The sequence below is a fragment of the Pseudorhodobacter turbinis genome (assembly GCF_005234135.1).
In the GTDB taxonomy this organism is placed as follows: domain Bacteria; phylum Pseudomonadota; class Alphaproteobacteria; order Rhodobacterales; family Rhodobacteraceae; genus Pseudorhodobacter; species Pseudorhodobacter turbinis.
Genome location: NZ_CP039965.1, coordinates 425,373 through 450,615, shown reverse-complemented (window position 1 = coordinate 450,615; position 25,243 = coordinate 425,373). Strand labels below are relative to the sequence as shown.

At 59.2% G+C, this 25,243-nt stretch carries 26 protein-coding genes; 19 read left to right on the top strand and 7 right to left on the bottom strand.

Features of this window, described 5'->3' with window-relative positions; translation table 11 throughout:
* Window position 1 precedes the first annotated feature (1 nt).
* Window positions 2–970 (bottom strand): NADPH:quinone oxidoreductase family protein, encoded by a 969-nt coding sequence (locus EOK75_RS14535; RefSeq protein ID WP_137194816.1) that lies wholly within the window; start codon window positions 968–970, stop codon window positions 2–4.
* Window positions 971–1,309: 339 nt separating this feature from the next.
* On the opposite strand from EOK75_RS14535, the gene EOK75_RS14530 reads away from it, so the two are divergent.
* Window positions 1,310–1,672, top strand: coding sequence for a helix-turn-helix domain-containing protein (locus EOK75_RS14530; protein ID WP_137194815.1), 363 nt, complete (start codon window positions 1,310–1,312; stop codon window positions 1,670–1,672).
* A gap of 100 nt (window positions 1,673–1,772) precedes the next feature.
* Window positions 1,773–2,567, top strand: a complete 795-nt coding sequence (locus EOK75_RS14525; protein ID WP_137194814.1) for an inositol monophosphatase family protein — start codon at window positions 1,773–1,775, stop codon at window positions 2,565–2,567.
* A gap of 53 nt (window positions 2,568–2,620) precedes the next feature.
* Here EOK75_RS14525 and EOK75_RS14520 read toward each other — a convergent pair whose 3' ends face one another.
* From EOK75_RS14520 to EOK75_RS14510, 3 genes are all read right to left on the bottom strand, one after another.
* Complete coding sequence (locus tag EOK75_RS14520) at window positions 2,621–3,049, bottom strand: VOC family protein (protein WP_137194813.1); 429 nt, start codon at window positions 3,047–3,049, stop codon at window positions 2,621–2,623.
* Window positions 3,050–3,118: 69 nt separating this feature from the next.
* A complete protein-coding gene (locus EOK75_RS14515) occupies window positions 3,119–4,519 on the bottom strand; it encodes a surface lipoprotein assembly modifier (protein ID WP_137194812.1) in 1,401 nt (466 codons plus the stop codon).
* On the bottom strand, window positions 4,503–5,549 hold the full coding sequence (locus tag EOK75_RS14510) for a thymidylate synthase (protein ID WP_137194811.1): 1,047 nt from the start codon (window positions 5,547–5,549) through the stop codon (window positions 4,503–4,505). The genes EOK75_RS14515 and EOK75_RS14510 overlap by 17 nt, the downstream gene beginning before the upstream one ends.
* 245 nt (window positions 5,550–5,794) lie before the next feature.
* On the opposite strand from EOK75_RS14510, the gene thyX reads away from it, so the two are divergent.
* The 14 genes from thyX (at window position 5,795) to gdhA (ending at window position 20,178) form a co-directional block, all read left to right on the top strand.
* On the top strand, window positions 5,795–6,703 hold the full coding sequence (thyX, locus tag EOK75_RS14505; protein WP_137194810.1) for an FAD-dependent thymidylate synthase: 909 nt from the start codon (window positions 5,795–5,797) through the stop codon (window positions 6,701–6,703).
* Entirely contained in the window at window positions 6,696–7,184 is a 489-nt protein-coding gene (locus tag EOK75_RS14500) for a hypothetical protein (protein WP_137194809.1), read from the top strand. The genes thyX and EOK75_RS14500 overlap by 8 nt, the downstream gene beginning before the upstream one ends.
* 329 nt (window positions 7,185–7,513) lie before the next feature.
* On the top strand, window positions 7,514–8,440 hold the full coding sequence (locus tag EOK75_RS14495; RefSeq protein ID WP_137195796.1) for an AEC family transporter: 927 nt from the start codon (window positions 7,514–7,516) through the stop codon (window positions 8,438–8,440).
* A gap of 10 nt (window positions 8,441–8,450) precedes the next feature.
* Complete coding sequence (gene fghA, locus EOK75_RS14490; RefSeq protein WP_137194808.1) at window positions 8,451–9,281, top strand: S-formylglutathione hydrolase; 831 nt, start codon at window positions 8,451–8,453, stop codon at window positions 9,279–9,281.
* Window positions 9,282–9,287: 6 nt separating this feature from the next.
* Window positions 9,288–9,740, top strand: a complete 453-nt coding sequence (locus EOK75_RS14485) for a YaiI/YqxD family protein (protein WP_137194807.1) — start codon at window positions 9,288–9,290, stop codon at window positions 9,738–9,740.
* Window positions 9,741–9,789: 49 nt separating this feature from the next.
* A complete protein-coding gene (locus tag EOK75_RS14480) occupies window positions 9,790–10,803 on the top strand; it encodes a DMT family transporter (protein WP_137194806.1) in 1,014 nt (337 codons plus the stop codon).
* A gap of 1 nt (window position 10,804) precedes the next feature.
* Entirely contained in the window at window positions 10,805–11,431 is a 627-nt protein-coding gene (locus tag EOK75_RS14475; RefSeq protein WP_137194805.1) for an HAD family hydrolase, read from the top strand.
* Window positions 11,428–12,342: an ornithine cyclodeaminase family protein gene (locus tag EOK75_RS14470; protein WP_137194804.1), complete on the top strand. Its 915-nt coding sequence runs from the start codon at window positions 11,428–11,430 to the stop codon at window positions 12,340–12,342. Before EOK75_RS14475 ends, EOK75_RS14470 begins: the two co-directional genes overlap by 4 nt.
* A gap of 78 nt (window positions 12,343–12,420) precedes the next feature.
* Window positions 12,421–13,374: a DMT family transporter gene (locus EOK75_RS14465; RefSeq protein ID WP_137194803.1), complete on the top strand. Its 954-nt coding sequence runs from the start codon at window positions 12,421–12,423 to the stop codon at window positions 13,372–13,374.
* A gap of 84 nt (window positions 13,375–13,458) precedes the next feature.
* Window positions 13,459–16,014, top strand: coding sequence for a putative PEP-binding protein (locus EOK75_RS14460; RefSeq protein ID WP_137194802.1), 2,556 nt, complete (start codon window positions 13,459–13,461; stop codon window positions 16,012–16,014).
* A 180-nt stretch (window positions 16,015–16,194) separates the two neighbouring features.
* A complete protein-coding gene (locus EOK75_RS14455; RefSeq protein ID WP_137194801.1) occupies window positions 16,195–16,836 on the top strand; it encodes a cell wall hydrolase in 642 nt (213 codons plus the stop codon).
* A 66-nt stretch (window positions 16,837–16,902) separates the two neighbouring features.
* Window positions 16,903–17,769 (top strand): dihydroneopterin aldolase, encoded by an 867-nt coding sequence (locus EOK75_RS14450; protein ID WP_137194800.1) that lies wholly within the window; start codon window positions 16,903–16,905, stop codon window positions 17,767–17,769.
* A complete protein-coding gene (gene folP, locus EOK75_RS14445) occupies window positions 17,769–18,704 on the top strand; it encodes a dihydropteroate synthase (RefSeq protein WP_137194799.1) in 936 nt (311 codons plus the stop codon). Before EOK75_RS14450 ends, folP begins: the two co-directional genes overlap by 1 nt.
* A 118-nt stretch (window positions 18,705–18,822) precedes the next feature.
* Complete coding sequence (gdhA, locus tag EOK75_RS14440; RefSeq protein WP_137194798.1) at window positions 18,823–20,178, top strand: NADP-specific glutamate dehydrogenase; 1,356 nt, start codon at window positions 18,823–18,825, stop codon at window positions 20,176–20,178.
* A gap of 53 nt (window positions 20,179–20,231) precedes the next feature.
* Here the strand turns inward: gdhA and EOK75_RS14435 are convergent, their stop codons facing one another.
* Together EOK75_RS14435 and ilvC are read right to left on the bottom strand one after the other, a co-directional pair.
* The gene (locus tag EOK75_RS14435; protein WP_137194797.1) at window positions 20,232–20,525 is read right to left on the bottom strand and encodes a hypothetical protein; all 294 of its coding nucleotides are present in this window, start codon (window positions 20,523–20,525) and stop codon (window positions 20,232–20,234) included.
* 152 nt (window positions 20,526–20,677) lie between these two features.
* Entirely contained in the window at window positions 20,678–21,700 is a 1,023-nt protein-coding gene (gene ilvC, locus EOK75_RS14430) for a ketol-acid reductoisomerase (protein ID WP_137194796.1), read from the bottom strand.
* Window positions 21,701–21,840: 140 nt separating this feature from the next.
* Here ilvC and EOK75_RS14425 point away from each other — a divergent pair, with 140 nt between their 5' ends.
* The 3 genes from EOK75_RS14425 (at window position 21,841) to EOK75_RS14415 (ending at window position 23,978) form a co-directional block, all read left to right on the top strand.
* Window positions 21,841–22,299, top strand: a complete 459-nt coding sequence (locus EOK75_RS14425; RefSeq protein ID WP_137194795.1) for an Lrp/AsnC family transcriptional regulator — start codon at window positions 21,841–21,843, stop codon at window positions 22,297–22,299.
* Window positions 22,296–22,754: an Lrp/AsnC family transcriptional regulator gene (locus EOK75_RS14420; RefSeq protein WP_050527359.1), complete on the top strand. Its 459-nt coding sequence runs from the start codon at window positions 22,296–22,298 to the stop codon at window positions 22,752–22,754. Before EOK75_RS14425 ends, EOK75_RS14420 begins: the two co-directional genes overlap by 4 nt.
* A gap of 96 nt (window positions 22,755–22,850) precedes the next feature.
* Window positions 22,851–23,978: an aminotransferase class V-fold PLP-dependent enzyme gene (locus EOK75_RS14415; protein WP_137194794.1), complete on the top strand. Its 1,128-nt coding sequence runs from the start codon at window positions 22,851–22,853 to the stop codon at window positions 23,976–23,978.
* Between the two features lie 16 nt (window positions 23,979–23,994).
* Here EOK75_RS14415 and EOK75_RS14410 read toward each other — a convergent pair whose 3' ends face one another.
* Entirely contained in the window at window positions 23,995–25,194 is a 1,200-nt protein-coding gene (locus EOK75_RS14410) for a UbiH/UbiF family hydroxylase (RefSeq protein WP_137194793.1), read from the bottom strand.
* Window positions 25,195–25,243: the final 49 nt, after the last annotated feature.

Below are 25,243 nucleotides of genomic sequence, written 5' to 3'. Positions count from 1 at the left end.
TTTAGGCGTCGTGTGGCGTGATCACAACCTTGCCGGTGGATTTGCGATCCCGGAGCAGGTCCAGCCCTGTTTGTGTCTGATCCAGTGGCAGGCAATGGCTGATATGGGGGCGCAAACCGCCGGCCTCATACCATTCAAACAAGGTCGCCATGCTGCGTGACAGGGTTTGCGGCGCGAATTTCGCATAGCCCCCCCAATAAAGCCCGATCACCGTCAGATTTTTGACCAGCAAATGGTTGGCGGGGATTTGCGGAACCTCGCCACCGGCAAAGCCGATGGGGATCAGACGACCCTCGGGCTTGGTGGCGCGCATCGCTTGGGTAAAGGCGGGGCCACCGACGGCATCAAACACCACATCAACACCGCCAAGCGCCAAAAGGGCTGCGCGTAAATCCGGCGCTTCGCTGTCGATTACATGATCGGCACCCGCAGCACGGGCAATCGCCAGCTTTTCCGGCCCGCGTGCCGTGGCGATCACCCGTGCGCCCATGCGCTTGCCGATTTCCAATGCGGTTAAACCCACACCGCCCGTCGCCCCCATCACCAGCAGGGTTTCTCCGGGTTGCAGCCGCGCACGATGGTCCAGCGCCAGATGGCTGGTGCCGTAGGCGATCTGAAAGGCGGCGGCATCGGTAAAGGGCATCGCGTCCGGGATCGGCGTGCAGGCGTTTGCGTCAAAACAGCCCCATTCCGCCAGTCCGCCCATGCCAGCGAACACCGCCACGCGGGTGCCGACCGCGGGGTGGTCGACATCAGGGCCAAGAGCCTCCACCACGCCGGCAAGTTCCATGCCCAGTGTAAAGGGCAAGGCGGGGCGTTCCTGGTACTTGCCCTGAATCATCAAAAGGTCGGCAAAATTTAAACCGCAGGCCATGATTTTCACCCGCACTTCGCCCTTTTTGGGATCAATACGGGGGGTATTGGTTAAGGACGCAGGGCGCTCTGCCTGCTCTACACGAAAAGCGCGCATGATCGTTTCCTTCAAAGCGGTTTCTGTTAATCCTACATAACGTATTGATAATGTGGCTGCCATGGCGATTGGTCGGTGCAAAATGCAAAATCTCCGCGTGTAGTATTTGCAAAACGCAAAGCATTTTGCAAAAGCCCCTTTTGGGCCTCGACTGGCGTGTTAACTATTATTGCGTGGAATGGTGTGAACACATATTCTTTAAGACAAATCGACCTGTCTAAAAGGTCAGGTCTGTTTGTTCAAAACAATGAAAAATGTAAAATTTTTGGTAGCTCGGTGCTTTGGCACGGTTATTGCTTGTAATTTGATAAGCGCGTAAAATATTGATGGAGTACCTTGATGAAACACCCGGTCGATGTCCATGTAGGCAAGCGAATCCGTCACCGTCGTTGGATGGTGGGCATGACACAGCAACAGCTTGCTGATTGTGTGGGGATCAAGTTTCAACAGATTCAAAAATATGAAACAGGTATGAACCGTGTTTCGGCCTCGCGCTTGTGGGACATTTCTACAGCACTTGGCGTTGCTATCAGCTTTTTCTTTGAAGGCCTGAACGAAGAGCCCGAAACCCCGCGGCGGATGGAAGGTGATATGCTTGCCGATAAGGAAGCGCTGGAGCTTGTGCGTTCCTATTACGCGATCCCCGAGGCACAGCGCCGTCGTTTGTTCGACCTGGCACGTGTCCTGAGCGCGGCGGCCTGAACACCGGCCTCTTGACCGCATGTTGTCTAGCCGTTAGCGCTGCGCAAGTTCATAGCCCTTTGGAAATAAGCCGAAGGGTATCCTTGCGAGGGAAAGAGGCATGCTGACACAAACCGAAGTCGAGGATATCCGGAGCACTGCAGCGGCCTTGGCCGATGCTGCGCGGACGGCCACTTTGGCCCATTTTCGCAAGCCGGGGCTGACCGCCGATACTAAAGAGACAACGCATTTTGATCCGGTAACTATTGCCGATCGTGAGTCCGAACTCGCGATGCGGGATATTCTGGAACGCCGCCGCCCCCAAGATGGCATATTGGGGGAGGAGTTCGGCCCTAAATCCGGCACCTCCGGCCTGACATGGGTGCTGGACCCGATTGACGGTACGCGTGGATATTTGTCCGGCACGCCGACTTGGGGGGTGTTGATTTCCGTCGCGGATGCGAGTGGCCCGATTTACGGCCTGATTGACCAACCCTACATTCAGGAACGGTTCGAGGGCGGCTTTGGTCTGGCCTCGGTCAATGGCCCGATGGGGGCGTCTCCGCTCAAGACCCGCGCCTCATGTGACCTGTCACAGGCGATCTTGCTTTCTACATTTCCCGAAGTGGGAAATGAGGAAGAAGGCCGCGCTTTTCGCCGCGTGGCAGAACAGGTACGCCTTGTGCGTTACGGGATGGATTGCTACGGCTATGCGCTTTTGGCGGCAGGGCAGGTTGATCTGGTGATTGAGGCCGGGCTGCAAACCTATGACGTTCAGGCCCCGATCGCGGTGATTGAAGCGGCAGGCGGGGTCGTCACCAATTGGCAGGGCCATTCCGCGCGTGCAGGGGGGCAGGTGCTTGCCGCCGCCAACCCCGAGATCCACGCGGCTGCGATGGCCTTCCTGAACGGCTGATCCTTTGTGGACACCGGATTTACGAAAACCCGGTGTCCGTTATTCTCGGTCTGTTACCAGTGCCCGATGTTTTCCGCGCTCGCCCAAGGCTCTGCCGGGGCCAGCCGCTCGCCTTTTTGCAAAAGCTCGATAGAGATATTGTCGGGGCTGCGCACAAAGGCCATATGCCCGTCGCGTGGTGGGCGATTGATGACCACACCATTGGCCGCCAGATGCGCGCAGGTCGCGTAAATATCATCCACCTCATAGGCCAGATGCCCGAAGTGGCGGCTGTCTGATGGCAGGGCTTCATCGCCATCCCAGTTATACGTCAGCTCTACCGGGCATTCCGGCTGACCGGGAGGGGCGAGGAAAATCAGGCTGAACCGCGCCTTTTCATTGTCCATCCGGCGGGTTTCTTCCAGCCCGAGCAGTTTGTAGAACGCCATGGATTTTTCCAAATCCTTTACGCGAACCATCGTGTGCAGATATTTGATCGACATCCGTATCTCCTTTTTGCCTGCGCCAAGTATAGGGCCGAATACGTCAAAGACGACCCCGTCCGCAATCGGCTAAAACTTGGAAACCAGTCCTAAAGTGACCGAGGTTTCCCTTACTTCGAACCTGCTGACATTGGAGGTTGTGCGCTGATGGCGCAAGCGCAACTGAGGGGTAAAGCCCGCATAGCTGATGTCATTCACTTGAAGTTGAAGCTGGGCATAGCCGGTCTTATCGCTCCGCCCGCCCGGCACTTCGATTGCGGCAATGGTGTAGCCATCAAATTGCGCCTTTTGAAACCCCAATGTGCCGGCGATGCTGACGGGCCCAAGCGCTTTTGCCAAAGTGTAGCCAAGCTGTGCGCCAAGCATGGTGCCTGATCGTCCCTGAACGGCGGTATCAAAGCGGCTTGCCAAAAGGGTTGCCATGATCAGGTCGTCATTGCCGCGTTGGTGGATAAGCGTGCTGCGAAGGGCAAAGCTGCGGTCGCCACGCCGGGCGTCTTGGCCCTCGCGCTGTTCGGCCTCAACGGCGCTGTCGATCAGGCTGTTGGCCGAGATTGCGGTCCGATGCCCAAGGGTCGCGCCATAGAACCCGTAGTCATTGCCGCTTTGATAGGATTGCCGCCCCACGGTACCCGTCACGCTAAAGCGGTGCTTGCTGCCCTGCGGCTGCCAGTCCTCCCGCAAGGATAGCGCCAACCGGTCGGACCCGAAGCCCGGATCACCGCCCAGCCGTGCCTTCTCGGCCTTGCCCAGATGGACCCGCCTTGTTGATATTTCAGCCCCCAGAACCGTCTCGCTGGTTGCGCTTTGCCGCAAACGATACCCCATGTTGATCGCCGCCTCGGCGACAAGCCCCTTCACCGCCTGCGCATCCGCGCTTAGGCTGCCAACCAAGGGCAGGCCGTTGATGATGTTATACTGCCCCGTACTGCCACTATTCACATTGTCCGAGGGGCGCAGCGAAAACGCCAGCTTCACGCGCCACGGGTTGCGGGCTTTGACGGCACGAAACTGCGCGATGGAGGTATTTTTGCGCCCCGCATCAGGGGCTGCCTCGGCCGATTGACGAAGCCACCATTGCGCCGTGGTCAGGGCACCGCGCTGAAAGGCAAGATTGGCGGCGAGATGGGCCGATTGATACGCCTGCTCGGGCGTTTTGGCATAGCGGTAGGATTGTTTCGTGGCCCGCTCAGCCATTTTTCCCTGGCCCATACGCATCAGGCTGTTGGCCATTAGGAAATGCGCGAAGCTGTCGGTTTTATCCTGTGCCAGCAGGCTGGTTGCAATCTCTGCGGCAATCTCGGGCCGCCCGAGGCGGATCGCCTCAAGCCCCAAGACGCGCGCCTCATCGGGCGGCACGCTTGTATAGCCCGCGGGCGCTTGCGCATTGGCAACCGGGGCGGCCAAAAGGGAGGCCGCCACCAATCCTGCCAAAAGCCGGGGGGCGATGATCTTATGGCGCGGTGCCAATGCAATCCCCGCCCGATGCCGTCACCCCGCATTGATCCAGCACAAAGACGCCGCGTTCCAGGGCATTCTCGATCTTTTCACCGGCACCATTGTATACATCGGTGACATGAACCCCGCCGGCGATGCTGGATGCGTCCGTGCCGCCAAATGCGCCGCCATAGGTGCCAACGACCTTTTTGATGGGCCCGCGTTCAAGGTCCGCCCCAAATGTGCCATTTGCCAAAATCGCTGTCGGTACCATGTTCAGATCTTCCATCCGGACACCGGTCCCGTCGTTGTGATTTGCGCTGCCCACGTCCGAGGTGATGTCGAGGTCGATCGCATTGCGGTTCTTGACGATACCGTTGACCACATCATCCGCAAAATTGGCGTTCACAAAGACATCGCCGGTGATCTGCGTTGCCTGTGTGGGCGCCTCGGAAGGGGCTGCGGGGCGCCCGGCAGGGATGGGCAGAAGGTCATCCCCCGCGCCGCCACCGTTCAGCAGGCCTGCATATTTCCCGGTATAGGACACCTGCCCGCGGCCGGGGCCTTCGGCGGTTGCGTCGGGTGGGGTGTAAGCCCCCTCGCGGTCGTATTTCGTACCAGAGAAATAGCTGCCGAACTGGCCCCCATCCCCCGCCAGAACTGCACTGGCAGAGCCATCCGCGCTGGTTGCCGCAAGCCCGATGAACAGGCGGTCAAGCGCGTCTTCTTGTACCGCAAAGGCTTGATATCCGGGGATGTCAAGCGCAGGGCGCCGTTGCCATGTGGCCTCAATCGGGGTGGCATCCAGTGCGGAGATGTTCACCAATAGCGTGTCTGGATCGCCGCCGGTGCCGCGAATAATCTTTGCATTCGCCAGATTGAAGGCCAGATCATCAGGTACGACGACCGGGCTGCTTGCGGTGATCGCCGTGCCGTCGCCCTCGTCGGTGGGCTCGCCCGGGGTTATTTCTTCAGGGAAAATCAAAGGGTTGTTCAGGGAGTTTCCACTACAGCCCATAAGGCCCAACGCAAGCGTACAAGACGCCAGTATATTGATGTTCATTGCACCACTCGATTGGTTGTTTTGCGGAAACAATGCCTGCCGGATACGGTTTTTGTCAATCACAGGGCGAGTTAGGCGTGCGGGCTGGTGCAAAAAGGACGCGCAACCCTGGGGTGTTCTTCTTGTCTGCGCTAAGTGTCGCGTTTGCCGCGATAGGCGTCCACAAGTGAAGGTGGTAAACGCTGTTTGCCTTTTGCTCAAGCCACATATATGTGACGCTAACCCTATCATAGACGAGGCCTGCCATGCCCCTTTCCCCCGACCAGCGTGCCGAAATCGAGGCGCAGCGCGCCAACCCAAAACCCACCCTTCGCGCCGTTTCCGAAGGGATGGAGGCGCATCTTTACCATGCGCATGAGGTGCTCGATCACGGGTTTGTCCGCGTCATCGACTATATGGGCGATGATGCCGCCATCGTGCAGGCGGCGCGTGTGTCTTATGGGGCAGGGACCAAACATGTGTCCAATGACGAGGGGCTGATCCGCTATTTGATGCGGCATTGGCACTCTACCCCGTTCGAGATGTGCGAGATCAAGCTCCACGTCAAACTGCCCGTCTTTGTCGCCCGCCAGTGGATCCGTCACCGCACCGCGAATGTGAACGAATATTCCGCCCGTTATTCGATTCTGGACCGTGAGTTTTATATCCCCGCGCCCGAACAGCTTGCCGCGCAATCTGTGGTCAACAACCAGGGCCGCGGTGAGGTTCTGTCCGGCGAAGAAGCCGCGCGCGTGCTGGAGATGCTCAAGCGCGATGCGAACACCGCCTATGACCACTACGAATCCATGCTGTCGCAAGAGGGTCAGCAAGGGCTTGCGCGCGAACTGGCCCGCATGAACCTTCCCGCCAATATTTACACGCAATGGTATTGGAAGGTCGATCTGCACAACCTCTTCCACTTCTTGCGTTTGCGCGCCGATGCCCATGCCCAATATGAGATCCGTGTCTATGCTGACGCGATCTGTAAGGTCGTTGCCGATTGGGTCCCTATCGCCTTTGCCGCGTTTGAGGATTACCGCATGGGCGGCGCCACGCTGAGCGGCAAAGCGATTGATTGCGTGCGCCGGATGCTAAAGGGCGACGCCGTCACCCAAGAAACCTCTGGCATGAGCAAGGGCGAATGGCGCGAGTTTATGGGCGTCGTGGATGGGTGAAAACGAACGAATTGCATATGAGCTGGCCTATGGCCAGCTGAGGTCGCAAAAAGCCGATCTCCAATTCTTTCGAGGACAGGCCTCCTTTGCCGCCGCAATTTCGGGGTTGATTGCGTCGGTTTTTTCGTCGATCGCGGGCACGAAATTTTTGATACCCGGCGCGGATCTGGCGCATTCGTTTCTTGGAATCGGGGTTGCCGGCTGGTTGGTGATTTCGTGTTTCGCCTTGTCGATCACTTTTGCCGTAAAAGCGTTCATGAATTGGAAAGAATGCACCTTTGATCTGAACCCTGCGACGGCAATTTATTACGCCGACCGAGCAATGCCGCATAAAGATTTATTGTTACGTTTTGCTGCGGACGCCGATAAATTTTTCGACAAGAACGAACGCGTTATTGAGGAGGCGAGAGGCAACTTGCGTTTAGCTTTGATTTTCGCGTGCTGCCAAGTTCCGGCATGGTTGGTACTAACTTTCAGCTAGGATAATGATGATGTCTGATAAGAAAACGACTGCCCCCGCCCCGCCGCCTTCCGGCAAGCCAACAATTCGGTCAATACAGAACGACACGGGCGGTGTTAAAAAGAAGTAAGCTTCGGGCGAGCATCTTCCGCCTCTACCGCAATCGATTCCGCGTAATTTTAAGGCGATTGCCCGAAATGACCCCAACGACGTTTTGGTTTGGGGCGTTTCGCATCGATCCTCGGTTAACATGGCCGGATCGTTCTGGGCAAAAAGAAACCGAGGTCTTGGCTTGCATCTTTTGTGGGGGCATGGAACCTAAGGGCAGCCCGTTGTGAAAGCCGTGATTGATGCTGCCCATCCTCCTCAAAACTCTCCCCTTTTTCGCGCTGATCGGACTTGGCTATTGGGCGGCGCGCATTCGGTTTTTTACACCGGAAGCAACGGCTTGGCTGACGAAGTTCGTGTTCTACTTTGCTCTGTCTGCGATGCTGTTTCGGTTCGCGGCCAACCTGTCACTGGCCGAGGTTTGGGACACGCGTTTTGTGGCGGCCTATTTGCTGGGCTGCACCGTGGTCTATGCGCTGGCCTTTGGCGTGGCGCGCTGGCGCAAGGTCTCGATCGAGGAGGCGGCGGTTGAGGCGCAATGCGCGGTGATCGGAAATACCGGATTTTTGGGTGTACCGATGTTGGTGGTCTTGATGGGGCCGCAGGCCGTGGGGCCGGTGCTGATGGTGCTGGCGATTGATCTGATCGTTTTTTCGACCGTTATTACATTGATCATCACGGGTATGCGGCAGGGCGGGATGAGCTTTGGGATGATCAAGGTTCTGGCAATTGGCCTGCTGAAAAATCCGATGATCGTCTCGATGGCTTTGGGGCTGTGCTGGTCTACCACAGGGGTAGCGGTACCCGAACCTGCTAATGATTTCATGGCCTTACTGGGTGGGGCTGCGACGCCGTGTGCACTTTTTGCGATTGGCGCGTCGCTGGCTGGCAAATCGGCCGAGCGGCTTGCCGTGGCGGGCTGGCTTTCGTTTTGCAAGCTGGTGCTGCATCCGGCGGCGGTGGCTTTTGCGGCACTTGCCATTTTTCACGTCGACCCAGAAGCCGCAGGCGTAATGATTGCGGCGGCGGCCTTGCCTGTTGCGGGCAATGTCTACATTCTAGCACAGCATTTCGGGGTGGCACCACAGCGTGTTTCCGCCTCGATCCTGATTTCAACAGTGGTCAGTATTCTGACCGTTACGATCGTGATGGCCCTTGTGATGGGCTGAAGGGAAAGACATGAAAACCATTTCAGAAAATCGCGCTTTTGGTGGCGTTCAGGGCGTCTATAGCCATGCATCCGAGGCCTGCGGTTGCGACATGACATTCGGCCTTTTCCTGCCCGAAGAGGCCGAGCATGAGCCGGTTCCGGTGGTCTGGTATCTGTCGGGCCTGACCTGCACGCATCAGAACGCGATGGAAAAGGCGGGCGCGCAGGCATGGGCTGCACAGCAAGGCCTTGCCCTGATTTTCCCCGATACCAGCCCGCGCGGCGCCGATATCGCCGATGATGAGGCCTATGATCTGGGGCAGGGCGCGGGCTTTTATGTCAACGCCACCGAAGGACCTTGGGCGCCGAATTTCCGTATGTGGGATTACCTCACTGAGGAATTGCCCCATCGTTTGTTCAGCGCCTATCCGCTGGACGAAGGGCGGCAGGCGATTACGGGCCATTCGATGGGCGGGCATGGGGCCTTGACGATTGCGATGTCCTTTCCGGGGCGGTTCCGCTCTGCCTCGGCCTTCGCCCCGATCGCCAACCCCAGTGCCAGCGAATGGGGCCGCAAGCAGTTCACCGCCTATCTTGGCGCGGATGAGGCGAAATGGGCCGCGCATGACGCCTGCCTTTTGATGAAGAAGCGTGGCTTTGACGGGCCGATGCTGATTGATCAAGGCAGCTCTGACCAGTTCCTTGAATTGCTGCGCCCCGAGGCCTTGGCCGAGGCTGCCGCCAGCGCACGCCAGAACATGATTTTCCGGATGCAAAAGGGCTATGATCACAGCTATTACTTTGTGTCGACCTTTATGGAAGATCACATCAACTTCCACGCTGAGGCGCTTTATGCGTAACGCCCAATGACCGTAATTTATATTGATGCCGATGCCTGTCCCGTCAAGGCCGAAGCCGAAAAGGTCGCCACACGTCACGGTATCCGCATGGTGCTGGTGTCCAACGGTGGTATCCGGCCTTCGGCCAACCCATTGGTTGACAGTGTTTTTGTGTCTGACGGGCCGGATGAGGCGGATATGTGGATCGCGGATAATGCAGGCGCGGGGGATGTGGTGATCACGGGCGACATCCCGCTTGCGGATCGTTGTGTGCAGGGGGGTGCGAAAGTCCTCAAACACAATGGCGAAGAGTTGCACCTGCGCAATATCGGGCAGGTTCTGGCGACCCGAGACCTGATGCAGGATCTGCGCAGCGCTGACCCCTTTCGCCAAGGCGGCGGCAAACCCTTTTCCAAGGCGGATCGCTCGCGGTTTTTGGATGCGCTGGAGCGGGTCGTTCAGGCGGCAAAACGCGGATAGTGTCGCAACCGGGATAGACAGGTCGCAGGCGGACCGGCCTAGTGTCGGCATGACATATGCAAGCACCACACCCGACCGCCGCATCCTGTTGCTTGGCATTGCCAGCGCGATGGGGGCCTCTTGCTTTTTTTCGATCAATGACGCCTCGGTCAAGTTTCTGAGCGGGGGCTATGCCTTGCATCAGATTGTGTTGATCCGGTCCCTGATCGGGATGGCGCTGATGCTGGCAATTGTGCTGCCGTCACGCGGGGGGCTGGCGGCCTTTCGCACCCGCCGTTTGGGGATGCATCTGGTGCGCGGCAGTTTCGTCGTGACCTCCAACTTGTGCTTTTTCCTTGGGCTGGCGGTGATGCCGATGGCCGAGGCCGTGGCGCTGTTCTTCATCGCGCCGTTGCTGATCACCGCACTCTCGGTGCCGATGCTGGGCGAAAAGGTAGGTCCGCGCCGGTGGGCGGCGGTCGGGGTCGGGCTTTTGGGCGTGATCGTGATGTTGCGGCCGGGGGCGGGGATATTCCACCCCGCGATGTTGCTGCCGCTATTTGCTGCCTTTTGCTATGCGATGCTGCATATGCTGACCCGCCGTCTGGGGACGACCGAAAGTGCGGTGACCTTGACGCTTTATATCCAGCTTACCTTTATCGGCATCTGCGCAATCAGCGGCCTGATACTTGGCGGCGGTGCCTTTGCGAGTGAGGCAAATGCCTCGCTGGCCTTCCTGACCCGCGCGTGGGAGTGGCCGGATCTGGCGGATATGCCGATCCTCGGGTTGATCGGCTGTGCCTCGGTTGTGGGGGCGCTGTTGATTACGCATGCGTACCGCTCTTGTGAGGCGGCGGTGGTGGCGCCGTTTGAATATGTCTCGATGCCGCTGGCGATTGTCTTTGGCGTTGTGGTCTTTGGCGAATGGCCTGATCCGGTGGCTTGGGGGGGGATTGCGTTGATTTGCGGTGCGGGGCTTTATACCGTCTTGCGTGAAACCCGCGCCCATCCCGATACGCCCCCCCTTGCATCCGTGCCCGGAAACCTGCGATCTACGGCCCTAGGCGGTGACCCGGAGGCGTAAGATGCAAACACCCGAGGCGGTGGTTTTCGATATCGGCAATGTGCTGATCGAGTGGCAACCCGAGCGTTATTACGACGCTGTTCTGGGGGAAGCGCGGCGTGAGGCCCTGTTTGACGCGGTGGACTTGCACGCGATGAACGAGCGTATCGATGCAGGCGCCCCGTTCCGCGAAACGGTTTACGCGACAGCCGCCCAGCATCCCATGTGGGAGGACGAGATCCGCTGGTGGCATGACCGTTGGGCCAAGCTGGCCGCGCCGCGCATCGAGCATTCCATCACCTTGTTGCGACGCTTGCGGGCCAAGGGGGTGCCAGTCTTTGCGCTGACGAATTTTGGCGATGACACCTTTGCCTATGCCCAAACTCAATATGATTTCTTGGCCGAGTTTGATCGCGCCTATGTTTCCGCCCGTATGGGGGTGACAAAGCCCGCGCCTGTCATTTACCAGATGCTAGAGGCCGATTGCGGCATTGCCCCCGAAGGGTTGCTCTTTACCGATGACCGGCTGGAAAATATCGAGGCCGCCGCCGCGCGCGGTTGGCAGACCCATCATTTTACCCACCCGCAAGGCTGGGCGGACCGCTTGGTTGCGGCACAATTACTGACCGATAAGGAGGCCATGCCATGAGCATCGAAATCGTCCCTGCCGAGGCAGAAAGCCTGTTGGACTGGCACGCGCTGACGGATGCGCTGGAGGCCGGCCACCGCCTGCCACAGGCTGAGGTCGGCGATAGCTTCCTCTATCGCGGGGCAGATACGCTTTTGAACCGTGCCGCATGGATTGACGGTTTGGGGCAATTGGTGAAATGCGCCACGATTTTTCCGGGCAATGGCGCGCATGGTAAGGCTACGATCAACGGCTCTGTCACGCTTTACGGTGATCAGACGGGGGAGTTGGAGGCGCTGGTGGATTTCCACCTTGTGACCAAATGGAAAACCGCTGGCGACAGCTTGCTTGCCGCCAAAAAACTGGCGCGCAAGGACAGCCGCAAGATCTTGCTGGTGGGGGCCGGAACGGTGGCCGCTTCGATGATCCAGGCTTATTCCAGCAGTTTTACGGGGGCGGAGTTTTCCGTCTGGGCGCGCAATCCGGTATCGGCCAAGGCCTTTGCCGATGCGCATGGCATCACCGCCGTCACCGATCTTGCAGGCGCGGTGGCACAGGCCGATATCATTTGCACCGCCACCATGTCCAAAGAGCCGCTGATCATGGGGGAATGGCTGCAACCGGGCCAGCATCTGGACCTGATCGGGGCGTTTCGGCCGGACATGCGCGAGGTTGACGACCGCGCGCTGACACGGGCGCGGCTGTTCGTCGATGCCCGCGCCACCACCCTCCACCATATCGGAGAACTGATGATCCCTATCGCCAGCGGCGCGATCTCTGAAGGGCATATCGCCGCTGATTTCTATGATCTGGGCAAGGGCATCTATACCCGCCGGTCCGACGATGAAATCACCATCGCCAAGAACGGCGGCGGGGCGCATCTGGACTTGATGACAGCGGCCTATATCTTGCAAGCTTGGAAAATGCGGTAAGCTGCCGACTTGCGTATTAGCGCTAACACAGGCAGAACCATAGTGGAGCTGACCTGACCGGAATTAAGGGTGCCTGCTATGACATCTAACCTGCGCGGAGCCTTGATGGCGCTGGCCGCCTTTGCGATTTACTCAACGCATGATGTGTTCGTAAAGTTTCTTGGCGCGCATTATTCGCCGGTGCAGATTGTGTTCTTCTCTGTTCTGCTTGGCTTTCCCTTGGTGGCATTGATGCTGATCGGGGACCGTAATGATGGCAACCTGCGCCCGCGCCACCCATGGTGGAGCTTGTTGCGCACTTGTTCTACGATGATAACCGGCATCTCGGCGTTCTATGCGTTCTCGGTGCTGCCGTTGACGCAGACCTATGCAATTTTGTTCGCCGCCCCCTTGCTGATCACCCTGCTGGCGATCCCGATTTTGGGAGAAAAAGTCGGCATCCGGCGGGGCATGGCCATTGTTGTGGGGCTTGCCGGTGTGATGATCGTGCTGCGCCCCACCGGCAGCTCGCTTGGCCTTGGCCACGCGGCGGCGCTGGCGGCGGCGGTATGTTCGTCGCTTTCCTCGGTGATTGTGCGCAAGATCGGGAATGACGAACGCTCGGTCGTGTTGCTGATGTTTCCGATGGTTGCGAATTTTCTGGTCTTGGGCGCGGTACTGCCCTTTGTTTATGAACCGATGCCGATAGAACATCTGGGCATGGTCGCCGTCATCGCCGCCTGTGCCTTTGTGGCCAGCCTGTTTGTCATCGCCGCCTATAAATCGGCCGAGGCGGTGATCGTCGCACCCATGCAATACAGCCAGATGATCTGGGCCACAATCTTTGGCTATGTGATCTTCAGCGAGTCGCCAGACAGCCTGACACTGGTGGGGGCCGGGGTTATCATGTCCAGCGGCGTCTATATCGTGCTGCGTGAAAGCAAGGGCAAGGTTTCCAAAAATAGCCCGGTGCTGCGATCGCGCTCTCGTCCGGAAACCGGCACGCAACCGCGTATCAGCCTTTTGTTGCAGCGAACGCGGGGCCCGAAATAGCGCAAAGGTTTTGCAGCCAACCGAAATGCTTGCGTGACCCATTGATCCGCGTATGCTGCGCCAGAAAAAGAAAAGGGTGCCGCAGTGCAGAAACTCGAACCGATCACCGATTTTGTGGAAATCACCCCATCGGCTGAAATTGCGGCGACGGCCCATGGCTGGCGGGCGAAATGCCTGCAGCGTCTGTTGCGGCTGGATATGCCTGTGCCGCGTACGGTGGCCTTGCCTGCCACGACGATTCAAGCGATTGCAGCGGGGCGCAGCCTTGATTGCAAGGGCGTGTTGGAATGTTTCGGGGAAAACCCACTGGTTTCAGTGCGGCCAAGCCCGCAAAATCCGGAATGGGGCGGGCCGTCGACGGTGCTCAACATCGGGATGAATGCCGCGCGCCATGCTGTCTTGGTCAAAACACATGGGCAGGCGGCAGCTGATGCGCTTTATCTGCGGTTTGTGCAGGGCTATGCGGTGCATGTCGCCCGCCTTGATCCCGATATGTTTGAAATTGCCGAACCCTCGGCGCAGGCACTGCGCGATGCCTTGCGCGCCTACCGCGACGAGATGGATGAGCCTTTCCCCGAAGATCCCGCGCGCCAGTTGGCCGAGGTCTTGCGGTCGATGTCGCGGGCTTGGGCCGGTACCTCGGCACGGTTGCTGCGCCAGTCCAAGGGCGCCCCCGAGGAGGCTGCATTGGGGCTTGTAGTGCAGGAGATGGCGCAAGGTCTGGGGCAGGGGATTTCGGGCAGCGGCGTTATACAGTTTATTGATCCGGTCACCGGGCTTGAACAGGTCACGGGGCGCTTTTTGGGGCAGGCCCAATCCAGCGACATCGCGGAAAAACGCGAGGATGCGCTGTACCTGACCCGCGATCCGCGCGGCCCCTCGCTAGAGGAGTTGGCGCCAGAGTTGTTTGCCAGCCTCGCCCGCCAAGGGGCGGCCTGCCGTGCTAAGCTGCGCGAAGAGATGCAACTGGAATTTACCATCAACGACAGCCATTTGGCGGTGATTGATGCCGTCCGTGTGCCGCGTTCCAGTCGCGCCGGTTTGCGCATTGCGGTGGACCTTGCGAATGATGGCATCATCACCCGCGAGGAAGCCTTGCTGCGCGTCGAACCCCGCGCCTTGTCGGAATTGTTGCACCCGCAAGTCGATCCGCGCGGGACGCGGGATGTGATCGGGCGCGGCATTGCGGCCAGTCCGGGGGCCGCCACGGGACGGATCGTGTTCACCTCGGCCGCGGCCCAGGCCAGCGCCTCGCGGGGGGAGCCTTGCATCCTTGTGCGGCGCGAAACCGCGCCTGAGGATATTCGCGGTATGCATTCGGCGGTTGGCGTTTTGACCGAGCGCGGCGGCATGACCAGCCACGCCGCTGTGATCGGTCGTGGGCTTGGCCTGCCCTGTGTTGTGGGGGCCTCGGACCTAAGTCTGGATGTGAAGGCGCTGGTTCTGCTGTCCAAATCCGGGCGCAAGCTGGTTGAGGGGGATCTGATCACGATCGACGGCACGACCGGGCAAGTGTTGGCGGGTGAGGTGGAAATGTTGCCGCCCGCGCTGGATGATGCCTTCCGGATGTTGCTGTCATGGGCCGATGATGTGCGCGATATCGGTATCCGTGCCAATGCCGATACGCCTGCCGACGCCCAAACTGCCCGCAACTTTGAAGCGCAGGGCATTGGGTTGTGCCGGACGGAACATATGTTCTTTGAGGAAGCGCGCCTGGTCGCCATGCGCGAGATGATCTTTGCCGATACCCCCGATGACCGTGCGACGGCCCTTGCGCGGCTGTTACCGATGCAGCGCGATGACTTTGTGCAACTATTTGAAATTATGCAGGGTTTGCCGGTTTGCATCCGATTGTTCGATCCACCCTTGCATGAATTTCTGCCCCATTCGCGTGACGGTTTGCGCGAATTGGCCGAGGCATTGGACCGCCCGCTGTCAGAGGTGACGCGGCGTGCCGAGGCCTTGACCGAGTTCAACCCGATGCTGGGCATGCGCGGTGTGCGCCTTGGGATTGTGCTGCCGGAAATCTATGACATGCAGGCCCAAGCGATCTTTGAGGCCGTGGTAGAGGTCGCGCGCCGCGGCGGCTCTATCGTGCCGGAGATCATGATCCCGCTGGTCTCGGCCTCGCGCGAGGTGGAGCTGGTCAAGACCCGCATTGATGCGGTGGCGGCAAAGGTGCGCACGGCGACACGGGCGGAATTCGACTTCAAGCTGGGTGTGATGGTGGAAACCCCGCGCGCGGCCCTGCGTGCCGGTGAAATCGCCCAGCATGCCGCCTTCCTGTCCTTTGGCACCAACGACCTTACGCAGATGACCTACGGGTTGTCGCGCGATGATGCGGGGCGCTTCATGAACACCTATGTGCAGCAAGGTGTGTACCCTGAGGACCCATTCCACATTCTGGACGTCGACGGGGTGGGGGAGCTGTTGTTGATCGGTGCCGAACGTGGTCGTCAGACCCGCGCAAACCTGACGCTGTCGATTTGCGGAGAACATGGCGGCAACCCCGAATCAATAGCCTTCTGTCGCAAGGCTGGCTTTGATTATGTCTCCTGCTCATCCTACCGGGTGCCCTTGGCGCGGCTGGCGGCGGCGCATCTGGCACTTTTGGATAAGGATCGCAAAAAGACAACCTAAACAAAGAGTTAAATTTGCTCCTACCCTCCTTATGGTTGCGGTCAAATTAACTACTGTTGCATTAATGCCGCAAGGCATAGACTCGCGGTTTTTTTTGGGCTATGCAGTGGCCAGATTGAGCTTAGGGGCCGCTGATCCGGCGCTGCTTGAATTGGTGAAATGGTTACCGGGACGGAACAGATGAATGTGCGATTAAAATGGTTGGGCAGTGCCGCTTTGGTTTTGGCACTGGCGGGTACGGCAACGGCCGAAACATCGGTCAGCCGGTCGAACAACCCGACCCAGCAGCTTGGCTCTTTGATCGGGGCAGAGCAGCGCGCCCTGAACAACATTCCCGAAGATATGCTTATTGCCATGCGCCCCAAAGAGGCGCCGCTGCGGGTGAAATATGACGGCGCCTGGGTTTCCGGCCAGCCAAAGGCAACTGGCGGAGAGCAATTCGCCTGTCTTGCACAAGCCCTTTATTTCGAGGCACGCGGTGAAACCATCAAGGGTCAGTTCGCTGTGGCCGAGGTGATCTTGAACCGGGTCGACAGCCAGCGTTACCCCAATTCGGTTTGCGGTGTGGTACAGCAGGGTGCCGAGCGTCGCAATGGCTGCCAGTTCTCCTATATTTGTGATGGCCGTCCGGATACGATCAAGGAAAAACGTGCCTATGCCCGCGTCGCCAAGATTGCACGCGCAATGATCGACGGGGCGCCACGTGCGCTGACCGGTGGGGCGACCCATTTCCATACCACCAACATCTTTCCCCGTTGGGCGCGTGTCTTTCCCAAAACCGCAAAAATCGGCAGCCATCTGTTTTACCGCCAGCCGTCCTGAACGGGCTTGGCCCGGTCCGGTTTGACGTGTTAAGCCAATCGCAAGTTTGATCCTTGCGGAGTGGCCATGACCGTTGATACCTCTACTGCTTTCGCCCATCCCGAGCAGCGCGCTGCGGCAATGGCCGGTGCCGACCCGCTGGACCGTATTTCCGTGCGCGATTATGTGGTTGAGGTCGAAATCGGGGCCTTCGCCCAAGAACGTGGCCTGCTGCAAAAAGTCCGCTTCAATATCGTGGTTGAGGTGGCCCCTGTGCCGCAGCCCTTGGATGATGATGTCGATCTGATCCTCTCCTATGACCGTTTGACCGAGGCCGTGACGCATGAGCTGCAGGCCGAACGCATCAACCTGCTTGAAACCTTGGCCGAACGGGTAGCGCTTCGTATTCTGGCCGAACCCCAAGCCCTGCGCGCTTTTGTGCGGATCGAAAAGGTGGACCGTGGTCCCTATGATCTGGGCGTGGAAATCGTGCGCTCCAAGGCGGCGGATGTGCCCCAAGCCAGTGCTGCGCCGCGTCACGTGGTGGGATATCTTGCCGCGCCGGACCGTTTGGCGGATGTGATAGCGGCGGCTGCGGGGGCACCGCTTATCCTTGTCGTGGCGGATGAGGGTTATGCGCGCCCGTCTTCGCCCGATGCGCAGGCGCAACGCCGGATAGACCTTTTGGCGATGGAGCAGGCGGCTTGGGCTGTCGCAGGGCAGGACGCGCGCTGTTTCGTCGTCGCCACGCGGACAGAGCTGGATTGGGCGCTGCGCAACGAGCAGATCAGCCTTTGGGCACCGGCGCGGATGGTGGCTGATGCGGTGCCGCCGCCGCAAGGGGATGCGCTTGCGCTGGCCGTCTGGCTGTCGGAACAGATGCAGGCGGTGGAGCTGTTGGTGGCGGGCGCTGCGGTGCCACTAGCAACTGTTCCCGTGCGGGCGCTGGATTGATGCGCTGGCGCTTCCCGCAGCCGGTTCTGTCGCCCCCCGATACTGCGGTCCCTCTGGCGGGCAGCCGTTTCGTGCGCTTTGAGGGGGATGCCTCTGATGATCTCTCGCGCTTGCCAGCGCCGATCTGTGGCCTATCAATGGATTGTCCCCGTATCATGGGCATTTTGAACGTCACGCCTGACAGCTTTTCCGACGGGGGCGATCTGGCCTCGGTACAGCAGGCGGTGGCGCGTGCGCGGTTGATGGATGCGGCGGATATTCTGGACATCGGCGGTGAAAGCACCCGACCGGGGGCGCAGACGGTGTCCGTGGCCGAAGAGATCGCCCGTGTCGCCCCTGCCATTCGCGGGCTGCGCGACGCAGGTATCACCAAGCCGATCAGCATTGACACCCGCAAGGCCGCCGTGGCCGAGGCGGCCCTGGATGCGGGGGCTGATATCGTCAATGACGTGACGGCCTTTCGCTATGATCCCGAAATGGCGGATCTGGTGGCTGAACGGGGCGTTCCGGCCTGCCTGATGCATTCCAAAGACGACCCTGCGACGATGCAAGACAACCCGACCTATGCGGATGTTGTGGCCGAGGTGATGGACCATCTGGCAGAGCGTGTGGCGTTTGCGCGATCACGCGGGGTGGGGCAGTTGATCGTCGATCCGGGGATCGGCTTTGCCAAAACCCAGGCGCATAATCTTGACCTGCTGCGGCACCTGTCGGTGCTGCACGGGCTGGGGTTGCCGGTGCTTTTGGGGGCCTCGCGCAAAAAATTCATCGGCGCGATTGGGGGTGCCACCGAGGCCCGTGACCGTATGCCGGGCTCTGTCGCGGTGGCGTTGCACGGGGCGGCCATGGGGGTTCAGATCCTGCGAGTGCATGATGTGGCCCAGACGGCGCAAGCGCTTGCATTGTGGAAAGCGATGCAATTTGCGACGGAATGATGCTTTTGTCGCGTTAATTTGGGAAGAAACCTCTTTTCAAGAGTGTTAATTTGCGCGAAGGATGCGCGGCCAGCCTAAAAATTATACTTTGGCTAAAAAATTACGCGAAGGCATCTGCATGAACAATATCGATGAAAAGCTACAGCCTCTCCTTGCCGAGGTTATCCGCCGCAACGCCGGCGAGGCAGAGTTTCACCAAGCGGTGCGCGAAGTGCTGGAGAGCCTCGGTCGTGTGGTGGCCAAGCACCCGCATTACCTTGAGCTTGCCCTGATCGAGCGGATCTGTGAGCCGGAGCGCCAGATCATCTTTCGGATTCCATGGGTTGATGACAAGGGGCAGGTCCAGATCAACCGGGGCTTTCGGGTGCAGTTCAATTCGGCGCTGGGACCTTACAAGGGCGGGATGCGGTTCCACCCTTCGGTGAATGTGGGCATCATCAAGTTTCTGGGCTTTGAGCAGACGTTTAAGAACGCGCTGACGGGGATGCCGATCGGTGGCGGCAAGGGCGGGTCCGACTTTGACCCCAAAGGCAAGTCTGATGCCGAGATCATGCGGTTTTGCCAATCGATGATGACGGAAATGTTCCGCCATATCGGTGAATATACGGATGTTCCGGCCGGCGATATTGGCGTTGGTGGCCGCGAAATCGGCTATCTGTTCGGCCAGTACAAGCGTTTGACCAACCGCTATGAGGCAGGCGTGTTGACCGGCAAGGCGCTGGCCTATGGCGGCTCTCGGGCGCGGACAGAGGCGACTGGATACGGCAATACCTATTTCACGCAGGCGATGCTGCAAAAGACCGGAACCGATTTTGACGGCAAGAAAGTCGTGGTCTCCGGTTCTGGCAACGTGGCGATCTATACGATTGAAAAGGTACAATCTTTTGGTGGCAAGGTTATCGCCTGTTCGGATTCAAGCGGTTATGTCATTGATGAAAATGGCATCGATTTGGCGCTGTTGCAAGATATCAAGGAGGTGCGCCGCGGGCGGATCTCGGATTATGTGAAGCGCAAAGGTGCGGGTGCAAGCTTCATTGCGGCTGACAAGGGCTCTATCTGGGATGTGCCTTGTGATGTGGCCATGCCCTCGGCCACCCAGAACGAGCTGTCGGGCAAAAATGCCCGCAAGCTGGTCGCGAATGGTGTGATTGCTGTGGGGGAGGGCGCGAATATGCCGACCACCCCGGATGCGGTAAAGGTGTTTCAGGATGCGGGCGTGATGTTTGCGCCTGGCAAGGCTGCGAATGCGGGGGGTGTTGCAACCTCGGCGCTGGAGATGCAGCAAAACGCCAGCCGCGACAGCTGGAGCTTTGCGCAGACGGAAACGCGTCTGGCCACCATCATGCGCGACATTCACGACACATGCTATGAGACCGCCGATGAATATGGCGAGCCGGGCAACTATGTGATGGGCGCCAATATCGCGGGCTTTGTGCGCGTGGCCGAGGCGATGCGGATGATGGGCGTGATCTGATCACGAACAACGCGTAACACGTTTGGGGGCCGCCTTTTTCGCAAGGGCGGCCCTTATTTATTGCCGTTGATCCATTTTGACATCAGCCCCTTATCGCGAAAGCACTCATCCGGGACGGCGCGCCGTTTGATCCGCGCCAGCCGCTCGGCAAAGGCCACTTGTTTGGAGCTGGGCCGCGCGTCTTGCATCAAGGGGGTGAGTTTTGCCTGCGCATCGATCCAAGCGCTTAGGCTGCGCCGGTCTTGCTGGGTGGCCCAAGGCAGAAGGGTCTGGTTTCGCAGCGCCAATGCGCGGGCATATGCGACTTGGCGGGCGGTGGCCGGAAGGGCAAAGGTGGTACTTTCCATCGGGAGCCTCCTTCTTTGAGGCCCTCAGGTTAGAACAAACAGGGAACTAGGTCAAGATTTTTGTTAACCTTCGTTAATCTCTTGGCGTGATGACGGTGGAGAAATGCAAAAGGGGGCCAATGTGGCCCCCTGATGTTTCGATGTATGGTCGCTTAGTTTCGTTCTTTATCAACCATCTTGCCTTTGGAGATCCAAGGCATCATCGCGCGCAGGGTTGCGCCGACTTTTTCGATCTGGTGCTCGTCGTTAATGCGGCGGGTCGCCTTGAACGAAGGCTGGCCAACAGCGTTTTCAAGCATGAAGTCCCGTACGAATTTGCCGTTCTGAATGTCGGTCAGAACCTCTTTCATGCGGGCTTTGGTTTCTGCGTAAGGTAGAATGCGCGGACCGGAAACATATTCACCGTATTCAGCCGTGTTGGAGATGGAGTAGTTCATGTTGGCGATACCGCCTTCATAGATCAGGTCCACGATCAGTTTCACTTCGTGCAGGCATTCGAAATAGGCCATCTCAGGCTCATATCCGGCCTCGACCAGTGTTTCGAAGCCCATGCGGATCAACTCGACAAGGCCACCGCACAAAACGGCTTGCTCACCAAAGAGGTCGGTTTCGCATTCCTGACGGAAGTTGGTTTCAATGATGCCGGAACGCCCGCCACCGATGCCGGAGCAATAGGACAGGCCCAGCTCCATCGCTTTGCCGGTTGCGTCCTGATGCACGGCCACAAGGCAAGGCACGCCGCCGCCTTTGGTATATTCGCCGCGCACGGTGTGGCCGGGGCCTTTTGGCGCCATCATGATCACGTCAACGCCGGGCTTTGTCTCGATCAGGCCGAAATGCACGTTCAGACCGTGTGCAAAGGCAATTGCAGCGCCTTCTTTCAGGTTGTCATGGACGTATTTCTTGTAGGTATCTGCCTGCAGCTCGTCGGGCATGGTGAACATGATCAGGTCACACCAAGCGGCGGCCTCTGCGATGCCCATAACTTTCAGGCCTTCGCCTTCGGCTTTCTTGGCCGAGGGGGAGCCTTCGCGCAACGCAACGACAAGGTTCTTTGCGCCGCTGTCGCGCAGGTTCAGCGCATGGGCGTGGCCTTGCGAACCGTAGCCGAGGATCGCGACTTTCTTGTCTTTGATCAGGTTGATGTCGCAATCACGGTCATAATAAACGCGCATGATAATTCCTTTCGGGTTGCAGGCTGACGCCTTTGATAGGGGCAGAATAAGGGTTTTCCGGATATACGCCGTGCAAATATTGACGTTATTTGGATTATATGCAAAAGATCATGCGTTATAATGACAATTATGGAATAATCATGCAGATCGACGATACCGACCGCCGTATCTTGCGACATTTGCTGGCCGATGCCGCCTTGCCCAATGCGCAGATCGCCGAGCGGGCGGGCGTAACAGCGGCAACATGTTGGCGGCGGTTGGAGCGGATGCAGGCCGCAGGGCTGATCGCGGCCCCTGCGGCGGTTATCAACTGGCGGGCCTTGGGCTATGAGGTGGAGGTATCCCTGCGCTTTAGCCTTGATAAAACCGAGCCGCGCGCCTTCGATGAATTTCTGGCCGCCGCCCGCGATGTGCCGGAGGTTATTGGGATTGAAACCTTTTTGGGGCGCGTGGATGTGCGGCTGAATGTGATCGCCCGCGACATGGCGCAATATCAGGAAATTTACCGCAGCCGTATTCTGACCCTGCCGCATATCGCTGATATTGAGGCGTTGATGTTGATTGCCACAATCAAAAATGAAAGCGCGCTGCCGCTATGATTGATCTTGACGATATTGACCGTGCCTTGCTGCGCAGCCTGTCGCGCGATGCGACCACCAGCGCCGGCGAACTTGGCCGCCGCTTGGGACTAAGCCAGCCTGCGGCATGGCGGCGGATCAAACGGCTGGAGGAGGCGGGGATTATCGCAGGCAGGCGGGTCGAGGTGGACCGACCGGCGCTTGGCTTTGGGGTGACGGTGTTTTTGGGCGTGAAGCTGGCGACCAAGGGCCGCATCTCGCTTGAGGATTTCGAACGCGCGGTTGCGGCCATTCCCGAGGTGCAAGTGGTGCAGCATGTTCTGGGGTTGTTTGACTATCGTCTGCGGGTGGTCGCGCGCGACATCGCTGATTTTGAACGGGTCTTGCGGCGGCGGATCATGATTTTGCCGGGCGTGGGGCAGGTAGAGGCGAACGTGCTTTTGACCGAAGAAGCACGGCCGGGCCCGCTTGGCTAGGGTGCTGCCTGCCAAAAGGAAGACAGGTTGCGGGATTTCGCTGGAAACTTGGCGTGCTGCAAGGCTATCAATGGGAAAACGGGTAAGGAGAAAACCATGTCATTGCCACATCAGACAGTAGATCCGCAGGGTCTGGAGGAATTTTCGGTGGTGTTCACCGATCGCTCATTGAACCATATGTCCGCTAAATTCCAAGGGGTTATGCGCGATATCTCGGGGCTGTTGCGTGAGGTGTATAATGCCCAAGCGGTGGCCATTGTTCCGGGCGGCGGATCTTACGCGATGGAGGCGGTTGCCCGTCAGTTCGGGCGCGGCGCGCGGGTGATGGTCGTGCGCAACGGCTGGTTTTCCTATCGTTGGAGCCAGATTTTCGAGGCGGGCGATTTTGCCGCTGATGTTGATGTGGTGATGGCGCGCCAGACCGGAAACGACGCGCGCGCACCCTATGCCCCGCCGCCGATTGCCGAAGTCGTTGCCCGCATCCGTGAGGGCAAGCCCGATGTCGTCTTTGCCCCGCATGTGGAAACCAGTGCCGGGCTGATCCTGCCCGATGATTACATCACCCAAATGGCCGCAGCGGCACATGAGGTCGGCGCGCTGATGGTGCTGGATGGTATCGCCAGCGGTTGTATCTGGGTTGATATGGCGGCCACGGGTGTGGATGTGCTGATTTCGGCCCCGCAAAAAGGCTGGTCGGCCAGCCCCTCTGCCGGTTTGGTGATGATGTCAGCGGCGGCCGAGGAACGTCTGGCCGCGACCACTTCGGATAGTTTTGCGCTGGATCTGAAAAAATGGCGCAGCATCATGGCGGCCTATGAAGGTGGCGGTCATGCCTATCATGCCACGATGCCGACGGATGCGCTGGTCGGTTTGCTGGCCGCGATCCGCGAGACAGAAGCGATGGGCTTTGCCGCTGCAAAAGCCGCGCAGTGGGAGCTGGGCAATGCCGTGCGGGCGATGTTTGCCGCCAAGGGTGTGGCCTCGGTCGCGGCTGACGGCTTTGCGGCACCGGGCGTTGTGGTGTGCTATACCGATGATCCGGGCGTGCAGAACGGGTCCAAGTTCCGCGACGAAGGCTTGCAAATCGCGGCCGGTGTGCCGTTGCAGGTGGGGGAGGGTGAAGCCTTCACAACCTTCCGTATCGGTTTGTTCGGGCTGGATAAATTGGCCGATGTTCCAGCCACAGTTGCGCGACTACAGCGCGCAGTTGACGCGGTTTTCTGAAAATAAGGGGTGGGGCCTAACGCAGGCCCAGCCCCGCTTTCATCAAGGTTTTGCGCAAGGGGGCGACGGAATAAAGCGCGCCAAGTGCTTGCGCACGCATGTCGCGCAGAATGGGCGCGCCCACCATCGAGGCGCGGTTGAGCGCATTGATCCCCGTCACCCGCGTTTGAATATCGCGGTGCCGTGACTTGTGGTATTGCTCCAGCATCCGCTCCGATCCCAGATCTGATGGCGCGGCTAGTGCCAGATCGCGCAGGGATGCAAGGTCTGCGAGGCTCATATTCAAGCCCTGCGCCCCGATTGGCGGGACGACATGCGCTGCCTCTGCCATCAATGCGGTGCGCTGGCCTGACATGCGCGCGGCGATCTGGCTGATGATGGGCCAAATCGTTAGCTGGCTGTTGCGCGTCATCGGACCAAGGATATGGCAGGCGCGCTGCGACATCTCTGCCTCGAACTCAGCCACGGGCAGGGCCGCAAGGCGGGCGACCTCGGCGCCTTGTTCCATCCAAACGACCGCCGAGGCAGGCAGCCCGTCATGATCGGGCAGCGGCACCATGGTGAAGGGCCCGCCGGAACGATGCACCTCTGTCGAGACATTTTGATGTGGGATCGGATGCGTGGTGGTGAAGGCCAGTGCCTTTTGCCCGTAACGTGTGGTTTTTACTGGAATGCCAAGGGCTTGCCGCGTGGCCGAGTTGCGACCATCGGCCCCCACCATCAACCGCGCCCGCCAATTTGAGCCGTCCGACAGGGTGACAAGCGCTTCGGCTTGCCGTGTCATCAATTGGGTTGTCGCGATGCCGGGCAGGAAGGTTACATTGGGCAGGTCTTCGATATGGGCCATCATCTCGCGGCGCAACAACCAGTTGGGCAGGTTATAGCCAAAGGGATTATCCGACAGGTCGGAGGCATCGAAATCACGCGACTGGCGCGCCTGGCCTGCCTCGCCGCCGGCATCGACAATGCGCATGATTTGCAGGGCGGCGGCATAGGGCGACAGGCGATCCCACAGGCCGATCTCTTGGAAAAGGTCCACTGATGGCATCAGGAATGCGGTGCTGCGCAGGTCCGCGCCAGCAGCTTCCCGCAGGATGACAGGCGCGCTTGGATCAACGCAAAGCACCGAAAATCCGGCCTTGCCAAAGGCGATTGCCGCCGAAAGCCCCGCAACGCCGCCGCCAGAGATCAGAATATCGATGTTTTGCCGGGTCATGGATGCCTCCCTTTGCGATGTAGATAAGGTGTTTTTGGGGCGACGTCCA

What these genes read in the sequence shown, in the direction of transcription:
- fghA (WP_137194808.1), top strand. Translation starts at nt 8,451, where the DNA reads ATGAAAACCATTTCAGAAAATCGCGCTTTTGGTGGCGTTCAGGGCGTC.
- EOK75_RS14470 (WP_137194804.1), top strand. Translation starts at nt 11,428, where the DNA reads ATGAGCATCGAAATCGTCCCTGCCGAGGCAGAAAGCCTGTTGGACTGG.
- EOK75_RS14535 (WP_137194816.1), bottom strand. Translation starts at nt 970, where the DNA reads ATGCGCGCTTTTCGTGTAGAGCAGGCAGAGCGCCCTGCGTCCTTAACC.
- EOK75_RS14475 (WP_137194805.1), top strand. Translation starts at nt 10,805, where the DNA reads ATGCAAACACCCGAGGCGGTGGTTTTCGATATCGGCAATGTGCTGATC.
- EOK75_RS14415 (WP_137194794.1), top strand. Translation starts at nt 22,851, where the DNA reads ATGTCATTGCCACATCAGACAGTAGATCCGCAGGGTCTGGAGGAATTT.
- EOK75_RS14530 (WP_137194815.1), top strand. Translation starts at nt 1,310, where the DNA reads ATGAAACACCCGGTCGATGTCCATGTAGGCAAGCGAATCCGTCACCGT.
- EOK75_RS14435 (WP_137194797.1), bottom strand. Translation starts at nt 20,525, where the DNA reads ATGGAAAGTACCACCTTTGCCCTTCCGGCCACCGCCCGCCAAGTCGCA.
- EOK75_RS14495 (WP_137195796.1), top strand. Translation starts at nt 7,514, where the DNA reads ATGCTGCCCATCCTCCTCAAAACTCTCCCCTTTTTCGCGCTGATCGGA.
- EOK75_RS14520 (WP_137194813.1), bottom strand. Translation starts at nt 3,049, where the DNA reads ATGTCGATCAAATATCTGCACACGATGGTTCGCGTAAAGGATTTGGAA.
- EOK75_RS14525 (WP_137194814.1), top strand. Translation starts at nt 1,773, where the DNA reads ATGCTGACACAAACCGAAGTCGAGGATATCCGGAGCACTGCAGCGGCC.
- EOK75_RS14485 (WP_137194807.1), top strand. Translation starts at nt 9,288, where the DNA reads ATGACCGTAATTTATATTGATGCCGATGCCTGTCCCGTCAAGGCCGAA.
- folP (WP_137194799.1), top strand. Translation starts at nt 17,769, where the DNA reads ATGCGCTGGCGCTTCCCGCAGCCGGTTCTGTCGCCCCCCGATACTGCG.
- EOK75_RS14425 (WP_137194795.1), top strand. Translation starts at nt 21,841, where the DNA reads ATGCAGATCGACGATACCGACCGCCGTATCTTGCGACATTTGCTGGCC.
- EOK75_RS14420 (WP_050527359.1), top strand. Translation starts at nt 22,296, where the DNA reads ATGATTGATCTTGACGATATTGACCGTGCCTTGCTGCGCAGCCTGTCG.
- EOK75_RS14410 (WP_137194793.1), bottom strand. Translation starts at nt 25,194, where the DNA reads ATGACCCGGCAAAACATCGATATTCTGATCTCTGGCGGCGGCGTTGCG.
- gdhA (WP_137194798.1), top strand. Translation starts at nt 18,823, where the DNA reads ATGAACAATATCGATGAAAAGCTACAGCCTCTCCTTGCCGAGGTTATC.
- EOK75_RS14465 (WP_137194803.1), top strand. Translation starts at nt 12,421, where the DNA reads ATGACATCTAACCTGCGCGGAGCCTTGATGGCGCTGGCCGCCTTTGCG.
- thyX (WP_137194810.1), top strand. Translation starts at nt 5,795, where the DNA reads ATGCCCCTTTCCCCCGACCAGCGTGCCGAAATCGAGGCGCAGCGCGCC.
- ilvC (WP_137194796.1), bottom strand. Translation starts at nt 21,700, where the DNA reads ATGCGCGTTTATTATGACCGTGATTGCGACATCAACCTGATCAAAGAC.
- EOK75_RS14450 (WP_137194800.1), top strand. Translation starts at nt 16,903, where the DNA reads ATGACCGTTGATACCTCTACTGCTTTCGCCCATCCCGAGCAGCGCGCT.
- EOK75_RS14510 (WP_137194811.1), bottom strand. Translation starts at nt 5,549, where the DNA reads ATGAACATCAATATACTGGCGTCTTGTACGCTTGCGTTGGGCCTTATG.
- EOK75_RS14480 (WP_137194806.1), top strand. Translation starts at nt 9,790, where the DNA reads ATGACATATGCAAGCACCACACCCGACCGCCGCATCCTGTTGCTTGGC.
- EOK75_RS14500 (WP_137194809.1), top strand. Translation starts at nt 6,696, where the DNA reads ATGGGTGAAAACGAACGAATTGCATATGAGCTGGCCTATGGCCAGCTG.
- EOK75_RS14455 (WP_137194801.1), top strand. Translation starts at nt 16,195, where the DNA reads ATGAATGTGCGATTAAAATGGTTGGGCAGTGCCGCTTTGGTTTTGGCA.